Source organism: Marinomonas algae, from assembly GCF_047525555.1.
Lineage (GTDB): Bacteria > Pseudomonadota > Gammaproteobacteria > Pseudomonadales > Marinomonadaceae > Marinomonas.
Map to the genome: position 1 here is coordinate 355,630 of NZ_JBLIXK010000001.1, position 15,675 is coordinate 371,304.

Here is a 15,675-nt window from a genome sequence, read left to right on the forward strand (position 1 = left end):
TGGGTTACGCAAACAATTCTGTCAACTCAGCGGCGGTTGACAATTTACCTTCATCTTCAATATTCGGAAAAACAGCGACGGTAATATTATCCAGTGCCAAACTTGGCAACCATTCGCCTTTAAACGTATCAAGCGAGATAGAAACGGGTTCGCAATCGTCCCATTCATCAATCGCCCACTGGCTCGCAAATTCAGCATCTGGCCAAACCATAACACAATCGCCATCGTCTGTTTCAACCATCACAAAACCTTCTTCGTTGCTTAAGCTCCAAACAAGTTCTGTGGCTTTTGCTTGCTCCACAAAATACGCCAAACGCTCACTATCAGGGGAAACCAATAACTGAACACGTTCGTCCATAGATAACTCTTTCATTATAGAGACCTCTTTATCATTCACGCTAAGATCAAAAGTACGCGACTTCTGTTTCAGTTAATTGACGGAACTCGCCAGCTTGAAGATCAGCATCCAAGGCTAACAAGCCAATTTGATCTCTGTGCAACAATTCCACTTTATTCCCAACGGCAGCCAACATACGCTTCACCTGATGATATTTACCTTCTTGAATCGTCAGATAAATTTCGTCTTCACTGATTCGCTCAGCCACCGCAGGTAAAGTAAGAGAAGATTCACCGTTTAACAAAACGCCTTCTTCCAACTGTTTTAAATCATCATCACTGATTGAGTCCGCCAAGGTCATGCGATAACGCTTACCACAAGCATTTCGTGGTGATGTAATGCGATGCAACCATTGTCCGTCTGTCGTCAGTAGCAACAAGCCCGTTGTATCTTTATCCAATCGCCCAACAATATTTAACGACTGACCTAAGTGAGAAGGCAATAAATCCAATACCACAGGATGATCAGGGTCTTGATTAGCACACACGTAACCAGCTGGTTTATGCATCAAGTAATAACCTTCAGAAGGCCAAGCCAAAGGCATATCATCTAGGCAGATAACATCGCCTTCTTTTACGGTGTAATTCGCTTTTTTAATAACGTCACCGTTTACCGTAACACGGCCTTTTGATGCAGCAATTTTCGCTGCTTTTCGAGCCAATTCCGTTACATGGGATAAATAAAAATCAAGTCTCAAGGGTATCGCCTATCGCTATATTTAGGTTAAGAAAACACTTCGTGGGTGGTTTCAATTTCTTTATAAAAAAACGTCGAGTTGTGCAGCATGCCATTCGCGCTGCGTGTATAGCCAGGCACTTCACCAAACGGAATATAGCCCATATTGACGTACATATCATGGGCGATATCGTCACTGCGAACTTCAAGAATAAGCAACTGTCGTTGCATTGCCGCGGCGACACGTTCAACACCTTGCATCAAGGTGCCACCCAAACCGTTTTCACGGGCTTGCGTATGAACCATGAGTTTTTCAACATCACAACGGTGTAAAGCATTGGCCTTCGGCGACATGGCAATTTGCACACTGCCAACGACTTTATCGTCTTCACGAACCAACAAAACTTGGCGGGCATTTTCTTGTAGATCGTCATTCACAGACAACCAATAGGCTTTTGCTTCAGGCTCGCTCATCGGCGGTAAAAAGCCAATTGGAGCACCGGAATCCACAGCGTCACACAACAACTCGATAAGATCATCTAGGTAGGGATTAAGATTGTCTACTTTCAGTAACTCCAAACTCATTTCCTCAGTCTTTTGATTGGCGTAATCATACAGGAGAGGCGAAAACTTAGGAAACGGATCTTTAATTACAAAGTTTTTTGTAAGTCGCCATTTATGCCGACAAACCTAATCCGCTGCCATTCAGTTACTTTGCAGTACATCAGGAAGCTCAGAGAGTTGTTTAAGCTTAATATCTGCAATGTCGTATTTTTCATCGGAGTATTCCGCAACAGGAGGAACGACAACTGTTTTCAGGTTTGCATTGATCGCTGCCATGACGCCAGAAACGGAGTCTTCAATTGCTATGCATGCTGAAGGTTCAACATTAAGCTTCTTAACGGTCGATAAATATACGGCAGGATCAGGTTTTCCCTGTATTTCATATTCGGAAGAAGAAACAGCATGAAAGTAATGAGCAATATCGAGCTTTTCCAAAATGACAGGTATTAATCTAGCGGGTGCATTTGTCGCCAAACCTATTTTAAGCGCTTTGCTTTGACAAAAATCGAGCGCTGTTTTAACACCTTCCATTGCCATGCCTTCGGTAGTAATAAGTGTTGCGACACGATCAACCACATCATTCTCAACCTGTTCTAAACTTCTTCCTGTCCAAGGAAACAAGTTATACCAAAACTCAGTCACTTCTCGTGTCGTCATCGAAGCCGTTTGAAAGGAAAGCTCGTCTGTCACGTCAACCCCAAGAGATGAAAAAACGAACCTCTCAGCCTCTTTCCACATAGGCTCTGAATCGATCAAAGTCCCATCCATATCAAATATTACAGCTTCTATCATATTGGGCTTACTTAACTTTCTCTATAAAACGGCAAAAGATACATTTAGTGATCTAACGACAGATTTTTGACTTCAATAAACCATTTAGGCTGCATGTCATCGAAATCGGTTCGCACACTCGATGGTAAATAACTTGCTGAATCCAAAACAAAATCTTGCCCACCGACACGCTTAAAAACCACCCAATGCCAAAAAGCTTTCCCTTCTTCGTAATGATGTTTAATGGATAGGAGCGCAAGATCAGGAAGTTTTTCCCATGCCTCAAATGGAACCTCAACAGAAGAAGTCGACACCTCAAATTTAGCCAGCATGTTTCGTACGTATTGTGTGTCAGACCAGAGCGATTCGTCTTCTGCAAATATCCCCATGTCATTGGCAATCGTCTTCATTTCAGAATAAGCCTTACCCAATATATTGGCGACTGAGGCAATACCACATCCTGTTGTTTCTTCTTGAATGACAGCTTTCAATTCAGTTCTCTCTAAATATATGACGCCACGCCAACTGAAAAATTAACCAGTTTGCTTGCAATTGTTAGGGGTGAATCCATTGTGAATCTTAAAAAATAGTTGCCACACATTAGATCAAGAAGTTGTTTATCAAGTAAAGCGACATCGACCAATGCTGCTCCGCGATCCGTCTTAGCTCGCACAACAAGCGGTTTAATTTTTGCTACATTCTGACCATATTTTCAAATGCGCATCTGTATGCGTATACTTAAGATTAAAATTCACTGGAGTGACGATATGCAAGATTTATATGACATCCACGCCCCTAAAAAAGCAACCAACTTAAGCGTGAACAGCGATTTACTGCAAAAATCTAGAAGCCTAAAAATCAACTTGTCAGCAACATTAGAACAAGCCCTAAAAGACAAGCTAAAGAGTGTTGAGGCAGAGAATTGGAAAGAAGAAAACAAGGCGGCAATAGCGGCATATAACGAATTCGTAACTGAGAACGGCTGTATTGGCGACGAATACAGGAGCTTCTAATGGCACAGTTTGATGTATACCGAAACCCAAGTAAGAAAACGAATAAAGCCTACCCTTTTCTGGTTGATGTCCAAAATTCTGTCATTGATCAATTGGCGACAAGATTGACGGTACCTTTGACAACCAACAATGCCAAAAATAGCCTTTATATGGAAAAGTTAACCCCTGAGATAGAGTTCGAAGGAGAAACCTATTTATTCCTTGCCCAACAACTCAGCTCCATACCGGAAGAGGTATTACATGATTGTATTGGTTCGTTGAGTCAATCCAGAGACCTGTTAATAGATGCAATCGACTTTGCGATAACTGGGATATAGCGCACCAGTAGAAGGCGCCGAAAGCTTCCTTCTGACTGGCTTTGTTAAATGCTATTTTCCGCCACCTGGTGGTTTCGACGACTTAATAACTTCTTCTTCAGTTGAGGGTTCATCTTCTGGACGCCCACAATTAATACCTTTAATACAAATCATTTTAATATTTCCTTTAAGAAAGTTAGAAACAACAATATTGACAAAAGTGTTCCTCCAATAGCCAGCTCTTCATACGAGTGATGCAGATACTTAGCTTTTTCATTAATAGTTGGAGTTAATTTTTTTAGCGGATCTAGATAGCAGTTAATCATATGTTGGTACATTTCAATGTCTGTTTTTTCCTGCATGTATTTGAAATTGGCTTCCTTCCTAGGCGCTACATTCACAGCCCCAAGTTTAATAGACAACAATGCATGCCCCCATGAACATATCAATACAAAGACTGATATCACAGCAACCACAAGAATCATCACATCAAGAGGTCCCTTTGGCTGAAAAAGAGAAGCTGAAAAAAAGGACAGCAATGCTGTAATTGTCGTTATTAGCACAGTAGTAAACACCATAATTCGACCACACTTATTTTCAATATGATCGAATCTTTGATGCTCTTCTATATATCGCTCTCTAGCGTACGCTACAATTTCTGGTTTCATATTATTTAACACCTTTAATAGTGCACATGTGGCGTTTACACAGTTTTAAGGTGCCTTCTAATATCACTATCTTAAAGTAATAAACAAAGGTCGTTACAAAACTTAAAATAGGAAAAATCAACATGCGTATTATTCCTTTCATTCACAGCCTACTGTTTATGCTGTGAATACTATTGCTTATTGATACTAAGGTGATTTTTTCTTTTCTTCTAGTGCAAATGAGCGAAAGGGAGTTATTTAAAATGCAAGTAAATACAAAGCATTTGAATGGAGCTAATAGTCTTTGTCGGGCTAAAGCCCAGACCTACAAACAAAAAAGCGACTCAATTGAGTCGCTTTTAAAGAACCGTTGGAATGTTTACACGTTGCCCATGTAACGTCCCGGTTTATGGTTAACCGCAATGATCATATTCAGCGCGACAGCGCCAATAATGGAGATAGCAATTAAGGTGTAATCGACAACAAAAATAGACAGTAGAACAATAATACAGTCGACTACCATCTGGAATTTTCCCATGGAAACGCCGTATTTCTCAGAGACATAACGAGCAAGAATATTAATACCCCCCAAGCTTGCGTTATGGCGGAACAACATCAAAAAACCAACGCCAATTAAAGAACCACCAACAATACTGGCATAAATTGGGTTCACACTTTCAAAGGAAATCATCATGGCGGTTAAGTCAGAAAATGCCGATAAACAAAACACGGCAAAGAATGTTTTCAGCGTGAATTCCCAACCAAAATGAATAATGGCCAGTGCGTAGAAAGGTAAGTTAATAAGGAAAAACGCCTGACCAAAACTAATCGTTGTGGAATATTGAATTAGAAAGGCCAAACCTGCCGATCCACCCGAGAGTAAACCCGTTTGGATAAAAAGGTTTACACCTAAAGAAATAATTAATGTCCCAAGGATCATAGCTTGGGCATCTTCAAGGCGAGTATGTTTTTGTGATTTCTTTGCGTCTACTGTCGACATAGATATCTCTTTGGCTTAAATAAAGGATGAGGGGTTATGATGGCGTGGATTCTAGAGAAAAAACCACGCCAGACCAATATCCAACCAAAAAGCATTTTTTCGTTGTTTCTTTAAAAGTGTCTTATTTTCTATACACTTTTGAGGAGCAAATACAGAAGATGACTTTACCAATCACCCGTCGAGCCGACACCCAGCCAATTCGTTCTGATTGCATGCTTTTATCATTCTCACCACCTAACCAAAGCTGGCCATCTGGTGCAATGTGTAGGACTTTTTTTACTATAAAGCCATAAAGCGCATGGTCGACCACCACAAGGTGACCGACCTTAAGCTTTTTATACCAGCGACTGGTAAAAACAAAATCACCATCCTGTAATCTAGGAGACATACTCTCCCCTTGTACTTTGATTAGGTTCAGCATTTTGCCTCCTTTCTTATCAGTGTCATTTGTTTGAACCAACCACAACCTAATCTTTCAGATCAGGGTAAACCACTGTTAGTAATGGTGGATAAGGGCAAGTCGCACGGTATGTTGCTACGCCTTTCGTTAACCAAAAAGCATCGGCAAATTGGTTAACAAGTTCAACTAGCTTTTCACCTTCTTCACGATCGATGCCTTGCTTACATTTTGAAGCTTGCAACATGATAGAGTGAGTTAAGTCATGGATAGTTGGTACTTGCTCAAATTGTGGCGCTTTAAAGTAATCACCCCAAATGATTCGCACGGCTTCTTTTACTTCTGTGCAAGCCGCTTCTTTTTCAGTTACTAAACGAGAAATCTGTGCGAAACCTGCAACATCAAGCGGACCTTTGTCTTCCACTTCTTTGATTAAGTCTAATAGACGAACACAGCTTAATGCTGCTAGTTGCGCTGTGGATGGGTCGTACATTTTACAAGGAATATCACAATGAGCTTGCGCGGTTTTAAAACCAATTACCTTGTCTAGTGCTTTAACAAAACTGTGCATCATAACTTAGTCCTCTTTATTCGAGCCTTTACGGCGTGTATGTTGTTGAAAAGCGACAACAGCACCAAGAATGACACTACCAACGGCTAAAATAGTCACTAAGTGGATAAATCCACTCATCCAATGGGAGTGATCATGGCCTGGATGAGCTTGCGCAATCTGGCTAACTGCAAGGCAGAAAGTAACAAATAAGCTAGTAACAATAGATTTCATATAAGTATCCTTATGAGTTTTACGAAATGGGTTAAACCAAATTTAATTCGTTAGTGTTGAACCATACCTTTTGCGCTGGAAACAGCATGAGACAAGGCTCGCATGAGTGTTTTGCTTTGTGCTGAAACACTTTTTCCGTGGCTCTGAGCAAACAACTCCCATTCAAAACGAATGTGTGTTGCTGTTCTCATAATCAGGTGTCTTTGATCATCGTCCATGTCTGGACGCACCATGATGGCTTGTAAAAAATTAACGGCGTTTTCAAACTGTGTATTCGCTGAAATAAAATCGCCTAATGCGGTATAAGATTCAGCAATATTCAAGAAGCTCACGGCAGCGGCCGCAACTGCAGACTCTGCATCACGATGGAAGTCATCATCAAAACTCTTCTCTGCTTGCATCAATGCCTCTCGATTTAACTCAACGGCATCAGAAAAAGCATGATTTGAATAAGCTCGATTTGCTTGCCTTGTTAAACGCTCCCAGTTCTGCATAACGCTCTCCTCGAATATGATGAATATCACTCTTTGAAACCTAATGAGAATCATTATTATATAAAGGAGAGAAAAAATCCAACTATTTGAGAATAAATCTCATTAAAATATAGGTAAAGAAAAAAACAACACAGAAACAAAAATGGCCGCAGTAATGCGACCATAATGTAAAAAGAGTGGGTGTTATGAGAAACAGATTAAAAGACGGTAAATATTACCATTCGATACCGACTTGAGCTTTCACACCATTAGCAAAAGCATGGCGCTCATTGCCAATTTTACTGTGTGTATCAACACTGTCTAACAATACTCTAGGAGCTGTACGACCCGTCATCATGACATTCTGATGTTTAGGGCGAGCCGCTAAAGCCGCCACTAAATCATCTTCATTCAGATAACCGTATTTGTACATGTAGGTTATTTCATCTAACAAAATGAAATGAATGCTTGGGTCAGACAACATTGTCTTTGCTAAATCCCAAGCTTGCTCTGCGGCTTCTTTTTCCAATTCTGGATTACGAGTTTCCCAAGTAAAACCGTGTCCCATAACGTGAAAATCCACCAAAGGATGTTCGCCAAAAAACAACTGCTCGCCTGTTGCTTTTCGACCTTTAATAAACTGAATCACACCACACTTTTGCCCATGACCCAAAGCACGCGCCATAGTGCCAAAACCACTTGAGCTTTTGCCTTTGCCATTTCCTGTCAACAAAATCGTCACGCCACGTTCTTCCGTCGCGGCAGCAATACGCTGATCTACAACAGCCTTTTTCTTTAACAAACGGGCTTCGTTTTTATCCAAAGCATCTTGATCAGTGTTTGAGATTGTTGCTTTCGTCATCTGTTCTTTGCTCATGATGTATCTCTTTTTTATAGAGTAACCAACTTGGGTAATACAAATCTTTATGTATAGCGAATACCCTCAGTATAAAGATTAAAGACACCGCGTAAATGGAGTTAAATTCATGTGAAGGTATGTTTTTTTGAAGTAGGACATACAGAAAAGCCCCCAAAAAAGCCGGTGTTGCATAGAACTCCCGGCCTAATACCAAAGGCGGACGATGACTTAAAACATCACGAATGATACCACCAGCAACCCCTGTGATAATTCCCATGGTAATGGCAATCGGCGAAGCAAAACCAAGCATCAACACCTTTTCTGTTGCTACCACTGTAAAAAGAGCAAGACCAAAAGAATCCGCGTAGTGAAAAACCTTTTGGCGGTCATTCATAAAACGCACACCAAAAAAGGCCAAAACAGAAGACGCAAACGCGACCCATAAATACGAGGTATCCGCGACCCAATAAACAGTCTCGACAGATAAAATCGTGTCTCGAATGGTTCCACCGCCAAGCGATGCCACCATCCCAAGAAATACCACACTGATAATATCCATGTCTTTTTTACCAGACGAAATAACGCCCGTGATTGCAAAAGCAGCAATACCAAACATACCCAAAAGATATAGCAACATTATGTAATTTGTCTCAATAAAACCAAAGATAACTTGGCGAACGCCAAACCTTACGCTGTCACCCAATCGCCAGCGCCAAGACGCTTTAAGGTGACATAATCCCCTTGCACCATAAATTCCGTCAGGCTGGTAAAGCCAACATCAATACGGTGAGCTTGAGCAAGAGGCCACTGGCACAATAAGCTCACTAACACCTTAATCACACCGGAATGAGCGACTAATACACAGTTTTGCATTGGCTGGTCTTTGATCGACAACCACCAACGCCAAACACGATCAGCAACAACTTGAAGCGACTCGCCATTATAAGGCGCGCCGTTAACAATATCTTCCATCCAAGCGTCTATTTCTTGTTTGGAAATATCTTGCCAGCAACGCCCTTCCCAATCACCAAAGTCCAACTCTTTCAGAGCAGACACGGGCTGAGAATGGCCGCCACTAACATAGTCCGCCAATTGAGCCGCTCGACTCAATGGACTGTGATAGCAAACATTTGAAGTATCCGAGAAATCCAATGAAAGGGATTTTACTAAAGCATCTGCGCCGTCTTCCCAACCTGCAGCCAATGGCACATCCATATCGCCATAACACAAACCCTTTCCCACATCTGGCTTTGGGTGACGGATTAAAAACAGTTTCACGAATAAGATGCCAGCAAACAAATGATGACCAAAATCTCACCAATCTGCTCACTTGCTCCTAAGGTGTCACCGTTAAAACCTTCTATTTTCTTCTGCAAATACATACGCAAGAAAACCACCACACCTACTGTAATAAGCAGGGTTGTAAGCAAAGCAACCACATTGAACGCCAACAACCCAACCACCAAGCAAGGCGCTAAGGCAATCGCCCAATGAATCGGGCTGAGTTTCGCAATCATTCCAGACGCTTTACTCTTACCCAACGTCACATAATCCAACGTACTCATTAGCATTAACGGCATAATCCGCGCTAAAACATGCACGATGCACCAAGCACTTAAGGTATAAATAAAGCCTAAGAAGGATTCAGGAATAACGTCCAGAAGCTCGCTCAACAGCAACCATTTAATCGTCAGAGAAAACCAGATAGATAAAGCAGCGTAACTACCAATGCGAGAGTCTTTCATAATGGTCAGACGCTTTTCTTTGTCCCAACCGCCAATCAAGCCATCACAAGCATCCATCAATCCATCTTCATGGAATCCGCCGGTCAGCAACACGGCAGTCAACAGCATGAAAATGGCTTGCAAAGAAGAAGACCAATCAAACCAAAGCGGCCAAGCACTGATCAAAGCCACAACGATACCAATCCATGATAAAAAGCACACAGGTGAAATGTGCTTTATATCATCACTCCAATCCACTTTAAGAGGGATTCGAGTATAAGTAACAAGGCTGCGTTTAAAGCCTTGCCAATAAGGATCTAACATAGTGATTTTCATCTTATACTTTCTCAGATTGATCTATCAAAGTCTGGGGAAACAATACGGCAATAAACTATTTTGAATCGCTCACGCCAGCACTTTCAAAACTCGCCATTTTATTCAAAAACACACAAGCACTTTGAATCAAAGGGTAAGCCAAGATAGCACCAGAACCTTCACCTAGGCGTAAGTTCAAAGACAAAATAGGCAACGCATCAAAATGCTCAAGCAAAGAACAGTGAGCCTGTTCATTTGATTGATGGGCGAAAACGGCGAAATCACGCACGTTCGGCGCAACCTTTTGAGCAAACAATAAAGCAACCGTACAAATAAAACCGTCAACAACAAAGGCCGTTTGACGCTCAGCTGAACGTAACATAGCGCCCGCCATCGCCAATATTTCAAAGCCGCCAACCTGTTCCGCTAACGTCTGCGCGCTCCAATCCGCCATAGACTGACTCGTCGCTTGCTCTGCGCGTTTCAAAGATTGCTCAATAATAGAAGCTTTATGAGACACACCTGCTGAATCTAAACCTGTTCCGCGTCCAGTACTTTGCGCAGCACTCATGCCGACCAAAGCGGCCATCATGCAAGACGATACACAAGTATTGCCAATGCCCATTTCGCCAAACATTAGCAAGTTCACGCCGTCATCAAGCGCAAGATCCGCTTCTTCTACACCCGCTTGAATCGCCTGAGCTGCTTCTGCGGATGTCATCGCCGCTTCTTGGCTGAAGTCTTTGGAGGCCATAGCAACTTTGCGTGCACCCAATAAAGGATGCTCGTCTAACTTTGCGTTAACACCTACATCAACAACACGCAAAGGCACATTATGTTGATCACAAAATACGCTAACCGCCGCGCCGCCCATTAAGAAGTTCATCACCATTTGTGGCGTCACTTCTTGAGGAAACAAACTAATGCCCTGTGCAACAACACCGTGATCTGCAGCAAAGACAATCATTTTTGCTTTGGAAACATCTGGCGTTAGGCTGTTCTGAATTTTACCTAATTGAAAAGCCAGATTTTCTAATTCACCCAACGCACCTAACGGTTTGGTTTTGGTATCGATTTTTCGCTGTAACTCAACTTCAATAGAAGACGAAGGTGATTGAATCGTAAAACTTGGAAACACGAAAACTCCTTATCCTTGTGCTTTCGCAGCACGTTGACGCACTACTTCATAAAGACAAACGCCCGTTGCAACAGAAACATTCAGGCTTGAAACAACACCTGCCATTGGCAACTTAACAAGATAATCGCATTGCTCTCTGGTTAAACGACGCATACCTTCGCCTTCAGCTCCCATTACGATCGCAGTACCAATAGTGAAATCTTGTTCATAAACCGTTTGCGTTGCCTCACCCGCCGTACCAAAGATCCAAACGCCTTGGTCTTGGAGCTTTTTCATGGTGCGAGCCAAGTTTGTGACAGAAAAAACAGGCATGCTTTCCGCTGCACCGCAGGCAACTTTGCTTACTGTCGCATTCAATGGCGCAGAATTATCTTTTGGCATAACAACCGCATGAGCGCCTGCTGCATCAGCACTTCGTAAACAAGCACCTAAATTATGCGGATCAGTAACGCCGTCTAGAATAATAATCAGAGGGTTTTCTTCTAAGCCCGCAACCAAGGTATGCAAATCGGCTTCGTTACCGGCTTTTGTCATTGTGGTAAAAGCCACAACACCTTGGTGTACAACGCGGTCTTTGTTCTTAGTGAACAACTGGTCGATATCACGACGAGGAACAATGCTGTAACGTACTTTATTGGTTTTACAAAGCTGTACCAAACGCTGATTTTTCTTATCGTCTCGGCCTTCTTGAAAACGCACTTCTTTCACACGTTCTGGCTGTTGAGTTAACGCATTTTCCACGGCATGAATGCCGTATATCCATTCTAAATCTGACATTATTTACTCTATTCTTTTATGTATCGTACTTGGTACAGCTAATTAATCTTTCGCTTTTGGCTTAGCGTTGCTCTTTTTTGGCTTCTTAGGCTTCTTCGCTTTTTTAGCGGTAGAAGAAGCAGGTTTGCTCGAAGAGGAAGCCGATGCCGATTTCTTCTGACGAATACGCTTACCTTTAGAAACAGGAGGACGGCGCTTTTTCTTCGCTTTGCCGTTCGACTCTTTGGCGTCTTTACCCGCTTCGGCTTTCGCATCAGCACCTTTTACAGAGCTTTTCGGCTTAGAACGGCCGCCTAATTCAATAGGAGGCAATTGAGCCAATTGCATTTCTAGCTCGGTTTGATCGTTACGTTCAACCTTCTTACGCGCTCTTGGCGCTGTGTCGTCTAGGCTCAAATCGATCTTACGCTGTTCCAAATTCACACTCGAAACACGCACTTTCAACGAATCACCAAGACGGAAAACACGTCCTGTACGCTCACCAACAATCGCTTGATGTTCAATGTCATGAACAAAGTAATCTTGCCCAAGACCGGAAATATGCACCAAACCATCAACGAATAAACCCTGTAGCTCAACAAACAAACCGAACGAAGTTACCGCCGTCACAACACCATCAAAAGGTTCGCCAAGATGTTGCTCAACGTACTGACATTTCAACCATGCTTCCACATCGCGAGTCGCTTCATCGGCACGACGTTCGGTAACAGAACAAGAATCACCAAAGCCGTCCATATCCGCATGTTCGTAGCCATATATTTTACGTTTTTTAAGCTCTGGGCTACCTTTTACGCGATGAACCTGACGCACAACAGGACGACCTTCACCACGAATCAAATAACGAATCGCACGATGCACTAACAAATCAGGATAACGACGAATAGGCGAAGTAAAGTGTGTGTAGGCTTCATAATTCAAGCCAAAGTGCCCCATGTTATCGGCTTGATAAACGGCCTGAGACATAGAACGAAGCATCATAGTTTGAATACTACGAGCATCAGGACGATCTTTAATCGATTCGGACAACATAGCGTAATCAGCTGGTGTCGGCTTAGCACCGCCCGTTAATTCCAAACCAAGCAAACCAAGATAAGTACGCAAGGTTAACAAGCGGTCATCTTTTGGCCCTTCGTGAACTCGGAATAACGCAGGCAAATCAGACTTAATCAAAAGCTCCGCCGTTGCTACGTTGGCACACAGCATACATTCTTCAATCAGCTTATGAGCGTCATTGCGTTCTACTGGAACAATGTGTTCGATCTTAGAGTTTTCATCAAACACCATGCGAGTTTCGACAGTGTCGAATTCCATTGCACCACGTTCATCACGAGCGCCTTTTAATGTGTGATATAAACCATTTAAGTCATCGATGTGAGAAATAATCGACTTGTAGCGCTCGCGCAATTCTAAACCTTGTTCTTCTGGTTCAGCTGCGATCATTTTAGCGACTTTAGAATAGGTCAAACGAGCGTGTGAACGGATCAAACCTTCATAGAATTTGAAGCCGCGCATCTTGCCTCTGGAAGTCAAAGAGATTTCCGCGACCATCGCCAAACGGTCAACGTCTGGGTTCAATGAACACAAACCGTTCGACAAGACTTCTGGCAACATTGGAATAACGCGTCCAGGAAAGTAAACAGAGTTACCACGAACAATCGCTTCTTCATCCAATGGCGAATCTTTTTTCACATAATGCGAAACATCGGCAATGGCAACAAACAGCTTCCAACCACCTGGTGTTTTTTCACAATACACCGCATCGTCAAAATCACGCGCGTCTTCGCCATCTATCGTGACAAATGGTGTGTCACGTAAATCCACACGATTCGCTTTATCTTCTTCTGCCACTTCCGCAACAAAGTTTTTAATCTGCTTTTCAACCGTCACTGGCCACTCATTCGGAATTTCGTAGCGGTGCATAGCGACTTCGATCTCAACGCCAGGCGCCATAAAGTCGCCTAAGATCTTTTTCACAAGACCTTGAGCTGGTTTACCACGCTCTGCATAAGAGACAATTTCAGCTAAAACATATTGGCCATGAGTTGGCGCCAAACCAGAATCTGTAGTGATTTGAATGTCTTGGGCGATGCGTGGATTTTCTGGCGTAACAAAAGCCGTACCGCTTTCCAAATAGTAACGACCAACCATTTGAGTGTGTTTACGTTCTAACACCTCAACCACAACACCATCTAAACGACCTTTTACGCTACGACCAGAAAGACGCACTTTTACCTTGTCGCCGTCCATCACATTTTGCATTTGACGGGCAGACAAGAAAATATCGTCGTCACTTGGACGCAATAAGAAACCGTGGCCTTCTTTGTTTCCTTGCACGTAACCTTCGATCAGCTCACTTTCTAAAAGCGGCTTATATTCGTCGTTACGATTGCTGGTTAACTGGTTATCACGACACATGGCGATCAAGCGGCGGCGAAGGGCTTCTATTTCGTCTTCACCGGTAAGCGCGAACTTTTCGCATAGATCAAGGTGACCAATACTTGTATTTTGGCTGGCTAGAAACTCTAGAATGAATTCGCGGCTTGGTACTGGGTTATCGTACTTAGACGCTTCTCGTTGCATGTGTGGGTCGTTAATTTTTTTATTACTCAATGTATAGTTATCCTTGGTTTCTCGATAAGACGTCTCTCTTTTATACAATTCAAATATGAACATCTTATTATTTAGAACATCTGCCTCGTTTGGTGATCTCTTGCCCCAAACCTCTGACACGTTCAATTAGTCAATATTATAGAGCATTCTGATTAAATACTCTCCAAGTTAGCAAAGCACTTAGCCTTATCTTCATCTTTTATGATGAGTTATTTTGTAATTACACAACAAAAAGATCGATTTGCTCGATATTTCAGGCTTTTTTGACCTGACGCCTTAACTTCTTGTCTTGGTAAATTGACTTTTACACAAGTCTTTTGCGGTATTTTTCACCCAAAACAGGCCATTAATCGAATTATTAGATAGATCAGCCATTCATAATTACTGTCTGTGACGCACTAAATTCATCTCCGCCATGACTTTGGTGGAAATTTCCTCCACAGAAAGCTTAGTCGAGTTTAAAAATGGAATCCGTTCTTGCCGATAAATAGATTCCACTTCATCCACTTCATAACGACATTGTCGAGCGGAAGCGTATTTGCTGGACGCCATTCTTCCCGTGCGGATTTCATGTAAGCGTTGAGCATCGATCGTCAAACCAAACAGTTTTTTCTTGTGCTCTTTTAAAACTTTAGGCAACCCAGAAGAAGAAAAGTCATCTTCGGTGATCGGATAGTTCGCCGCCTTAATTCCGTACTGCATTGCCAAATACAAGCTGGTTGGCGTTTTCCCAGAGCGAGATACGCCAAGCAGAATAATATCGGCTTCTTGGAAATTCTTAACAGAAACGCCGTCATCGTTTGCTAAAGCATAATTAATAGCGTCGATACGACCATCATAAACGCCCTCTTTCATGCCGTGAGCTTTCTGCGCCGCTGGCTGTGCTTTTACACCCAACGCCTGCTCAATTGGTGATAACAAATCACCAAACAAGTTGTAGCAATGACAGTTGCAAGATTGAATAATCTCACGAATTCCCACATCAGAAATAGTATAAAAAACCAACAAAGCCAAACCTTGCTCAACTTCCAAGTCTATCTGTTGTTTCAAACCATTTGCCTGATCTTTTGTCACCAAAAATGGCACGCTTTGGGTTTCCACAGCCACATCAAAAAATGACAACATCGCTGAGCCAAACACTTCGGCGGTAATCGCTGTCCCGTCTGAAACAAAATACACTTTCATCCGTTTTCACCTGTTTTGTTGTTATCTAACGACATTTATTTTTTCGATTG

The 15,675-nt window shown here is 42.4% G+C and carries 21 protein-coding genes; 2 read left to right on the forward strand and 19 right to left on the reverse strand.

Annotation, left to right across the window (positions count from 1 at the left end):
• Positions 1-4: 4 nt before the first annotated feature.
• The 5 genes from ACMUMQ_RS01610 to ACMUMQ_RS01630 form a co-directional block, all read right to left on the reverse strand.
• On the reverse strand, positions 5-373 hold the full coding sequence (locus ACMUMQ_RS01610; RefSeq protein ID WP_414680308.1) for a DUF2750 domain-containing protein: 369 nt from the start codon (positions 371-373) through the stop codon (positions 5-7).
• A 31-nt stretch (positions 374-404) separates the two neighbouring features.
• Positions 405-1,094: a pseudouridine synthase gene (locus ACMUMQ_RS01615; protein WP_414680309.1), complete on the reverse strand. Its 690-nt coding sequence runs from the start codon at positions 1,092-1,094 to the stop codon at positions 405-407.
• 26 nt (positions 1,095-1,120) lie between these two features.
• Positions 1,121-1,657 (reverse strand): GNAT family N-acetyltransferase, encoded by a 537-nt coding sequence (locus tag ACMUMQ_RS01620; RefSeq protein ID WP_347982890.1) that lies wholly within the window; start codon positions 1,655-1,657, stop codon positions 1,121-1,123.
• 120 nt (positions 1,658-1,777) lie between these two features.
• Positions 1,778-2,428 carry a hexitol phosphatase HxpB gene (gene hxpB / locus ACMUMQ_RS01625; RefSeq protein ID WP_414680310.1) on the reverse strand — a complete coding sequence of 217 codons (651 nt, stop codon included), beginning with the start codon at positions 2,426-2,428 and terminating at the stop codon, positions 1,778-1,780.
• Positions 2,429-2,472: 44 nt separating this feature from the next.
• Positions 2,473-2,898, reverse strand: a complete 426-nt coding sequence (locus tag ACMUMQ_RS01630) for a hypothetical protein (protein WP_414680311.1) — start codon at positions 2,896-2,898, stop codon at positions 2,473-2,475.
• 276 nt (positions 2,899-3,174) lie between these two features.
• Here ACMUMQ_RS01630 and ACMUMQ_RS01635 point away from each other — a divergent pair, with 276 nt between their 5' ends.
• Complete coding sequence (locus ACMUMQ_RS01635; RefSeq protein ID WP_414680312.1) at positions 3,175-3,420, forward strand: type II toxin-antitoxin system CcdA family antitoxin; 246 nt, start codon at positions 3,175-3,177, stop codon at positions 3,418-3,420.
• The gene (locus ACMUMQ_RS01640) at positions 3,420-3,737 is read left to right on the forward strand and encodes a CcdB family protein (RefSeq protein ID WP_414680313.1); all 318 of its coding nucleotides are present in this window, start codon (positions 3,420-3,422) and stop codon (positions 3,735-3,737) included. The genes ACMUMQ_RS01635 and ACMUMQ_RS01640 overlap by 1 nt, the downstream gene beginning before the upstream one ends.
• Positions 3,738-3,886: 149 nt before the next feature.
• Here the strand turns inward: ACMUMQ_RS01640 and ACMUMQ_RS01645 are convergent, their stop codons facing one another.
• The 14 genes from ACMUMQ_RS01645 to ACMUMQ_RS01710 all read right to left on the reverse strand — a co-directional run bounded on the left by ACMUMQ_RS01645 (position 3,887) and on the right by ACMUMQ_RS01710 (position 15,625).
• Positions 3,887-4,384 (reverse strand): hypothetical protein, encoded by a 498-nt coding sequence (locus ACMUMQ_RS01645; RefSeq protein WP_414680314.1) that lies wholly within the window; start codon positions 4,382-4,384, stop codon positions 3,887-3,889.
• A gap of 358 nt (positions 4,385-4,742) precedes the next feature.
• Positions 4,743-5,363 (reverse strand): YitT family protein, encoded by a 621-nt coding sequence (locus tag ACMUMQ_RS01650; protein WP_414680315.1) that lies wholly within the window; start codon positions 5,361-5,363, stop codon positions 4,743-4,745.
• A gap of 121 nt (positions 5,364-5,484) precedes the next feature.
• Positions 5,485-5,784, reverse strand: a complete 300-nt coding sequence (locus ACMUMQ_RS01655) for a S24/S26 family peptidase (protein ID WP_414680316.1) — start codon at positions 5,782-5,784, stop codon at positions 5,485-5,487.
• Between the two features lie 46 nt (positions 5,785-5,830).
• A complete protein-coding gene (sodN, locus tag ACMUMQ_RS01660; protein WP_317004720.1) occupies positions 5,831-6,334 on the reverse strand; it encodes a superoxide dismutase, Ni in 504 nt (167 codons plus the stop codon).
• A gap of 3 nt (positions 6,335-6,337) precedes the next feature.
• Positions 6,338-6,544 (reverse strand): hypothetical protein, encoded by a 207-nt coding sequence (locus ACMUMQ_RS01665; protein ID WP_414680317.1) that lies wholly within the window; start codon positions 6,542-6,544, stop codon positions 6,338-6,340.
• Positions 6,545-6,594: 50 nt separating this feature from the next.
• Entirely contained in the window at positions 6,595-7,038 is a 444-nt protein-coding gene (locus tag ACMUMQ_RS01670; protein WP_414680318.1) for a DUF2753 family protein, read from the reverse strand.
• Between the two features lie 214 nt (positions 7,039-7,252).
• Positions 7,253-7,879, reverse strand: a complete 627-nt coding sequence (cobO, locus tag ACMUMQ_RS01675; RefSeq protein ID WP_414680776.1) for a cob(I)yrinic acid a,c-diamide adenosyltransferase — start codon at positions 7,877-7,879, stop codon at positions 7,253-7,255.
• Complete coding sequence (locus ACMUMQ_RS01680) at positions 7,851-8,579, reverse strand: trimeric intracellular cation channel family protein (RefSeq protein WP_414680319.1); 729 nt, start codon at positions 8,577-8,579, stop codon at positions 7,851-7,853. The genes cobO and ACMUMQ_RS01680 overlap by 29 nt, the downstream gene beginning before the upstream one ends.
• On the reverse strand, positions 8,564-9,154 hold the full coding sequence (locus ACMUMQ_RS01685; protein ID WP_414680320.1) for a histidine phosphatase family protein: 591 nt from the start codon (positions 9,152-9,154) through the stop codon (positions 8,564-8,566). The genes ACMUMQ_RS01680 and ACMUMQ_RS01685 overlap by 16 nt, the downstream gene beginning before the upstream one ends.
• Complete coding sequence (locus ACMUMQ_RS01690; RefSeq protein WP_414680321.1) at positions 9,151-9,936, reverse strand: adenosylcobinamide-GDP ribazoletransferase; 786 nt, start codon at positions 9,934-9,936, stop codon at positions 9,151-9,153. The genes ACMUMQ_RS01685 and ACMUMQ_RS01690 overlap by 4 nt, the downstream gene beginning before the upstream one ends.
• Before the next feature lie 55 nt (positions 9,937-9,991).
• Entirely contained in the window at positions 9,992-11,053 is a 1,062-nt protein-coding gene (gene cobT / locus ACMUMQ_RS01695; RefSeq protein WP_414680322.1) for a nicotinate-nucleotide--dimethylbenzimidazole phosphoribosyltransferase, read from the reverse strand.
• A 9-nt stretch (positions 11,054-11,062) separates the two neighbouring features.
• Positions 11,063-11,830, reverse strand: a complete 768-nt coding sequence (rlmB, locus tag ACMUMQ_RS01700; protein ID WP_317004727.1) for a 23S rRNA (guanosine(2251)-2'-O)-methyltransferase RlmB — start codon at positions 11,828-11,830, stop codon at positions 11,063-11,065.
• 42 nt (positions 11,831-11,872) lie between these two features.
• Entirely contained in the window at positions 11,873-14,440 is a 2,568-nt protein-coding gene (gene rnr / locus ACMUMQ_RS01705; RefSeq protein WP_414680323.1) for a ribonuclease R, read from the reverse strand.
• A gap of 381 nt (positions 14,441-14,821) precedes the next feature.
• A complete protein-coding gene (locus ACMUMQ_RS01710; protein WP_414680324.1) occupies positions 14,822-15,625 on the reverse strand; it encodes a pyruvate, water dikinase regulatory protein in 804 nt (267 codons plus the stop codon).
• Positions 15,626-15,675 lie beyond the last annotated feature (50 nt).

Excerpts from the sequence above, each read along its gene's own strand:
- ACMUMQ_RS01710 (WP_414680324.1), bottom strand. The coding sequence starts at position 15,625 with ATGAAAGTGTATTTTGTTTCAGACGGGACAGCGATTACCGCCGAAGTG.
- ACMUMQ_RS01635 (WP_414680312.1), top strand. The coding sequence starts at position 3,175 with ATGCAAGATTTATATGACATCCACGCCCCTAAAAAAGCAACCAACTTA.
- sodN (WP_317004720.1), bottom strand. The coding sequence starts at position 6,334 with ATGATGCACAGTTTTGTTAAAGCACTAGACAAGGTAATTGGTTTTAAA.
- ACMUMQ_RS01655 (WP_414680316.1), bottom strand. The coding sequence starts at position 5,784 with ATGCTGAACCTAATCAAAGTACAAGGGGAGAGTATGTCTCCTAGATTA.
- ACMUMQ_RS01670 (WP_414680318.1), bottom strand. The coding sequence starts at position 7,038 with ATGCAGAACTGGGAGCGTTTAACAAGGCAAGCAAATCGAGCTTATTCA.
- ACMUMQ_RS01665 (WP_414680317.1), bottom strand. The coding sequence starts at position 6,544 with ATGAAATCTATTGTTACTAGCTTATTTGTTACTTTCTGCCTTGCAGTT.
- rlmB (WP_317004727.1), bottom strand. The coding sequence starts at position 11,830 with ATGTCAGATTTAGAATGGATATACGGCATTCATGCCGTGGAAAATGCG.
- ACMUMQ_RS01645 (WP_414680314.1), bottom strand. The coding sequence starts at position 4,384 with ATGAAACCAGAAATTGTAGCGTACGCTAGAGAGCGATATATAGAAGAG.
- ACMUMQ_RS01640 (WP_414680313.1), top strand. The coding sequence starts at position 3,420 with ATGGCACAGTTTGATGTATACCGAAACCCAAGTAAGAAAACGAATAAA.
- ACMUMQ_RS01620 (WP_347982890.1), bottom strand. The coding sequence starts at position 1,657 with ATGAGTTTGGAGTTACTGAAAGTAGACAATCTTAATCCCTACCTAGAT.
- ACMUMQ_RS01650 (WP_414680315.1), bottom strand. The coding sequence starts at position 5,363 with ATGTCGACAGTAGACGCAAAGAAATCACAAAAACATACTCGCCTTGAA.
- ACMUMQ_RS01610 (WP_414680308.1), bottom strand. The coding sequence starts at position 373 with ATGAAAGAGTTATCTATGGACGAACGTGTTCAGTTATTGGTTTCCCCT.
- ACMUMQ_RS01690 (WP_414680321.1), bottom strand. The coding sequence starts at position 9,936 with ATGAAAATCACTATGTTAGATCCTTATTGGCAAGGCTTTAAACGCAGC.
- hxpB (WP_414680310.1), bottom strand. The coding sequence starts at position 2,428 with ATGATAGAAGCTGTAATATTTGATATGGATGGGACTTTGATCGATTCA.
- cobO (WP_414680776.1), bottom strand. The coding sequence starts at position 7,879 with ATGACGAAAGCAACAATCTCAAACACTGATCAAGATGCTTTGGATAAA.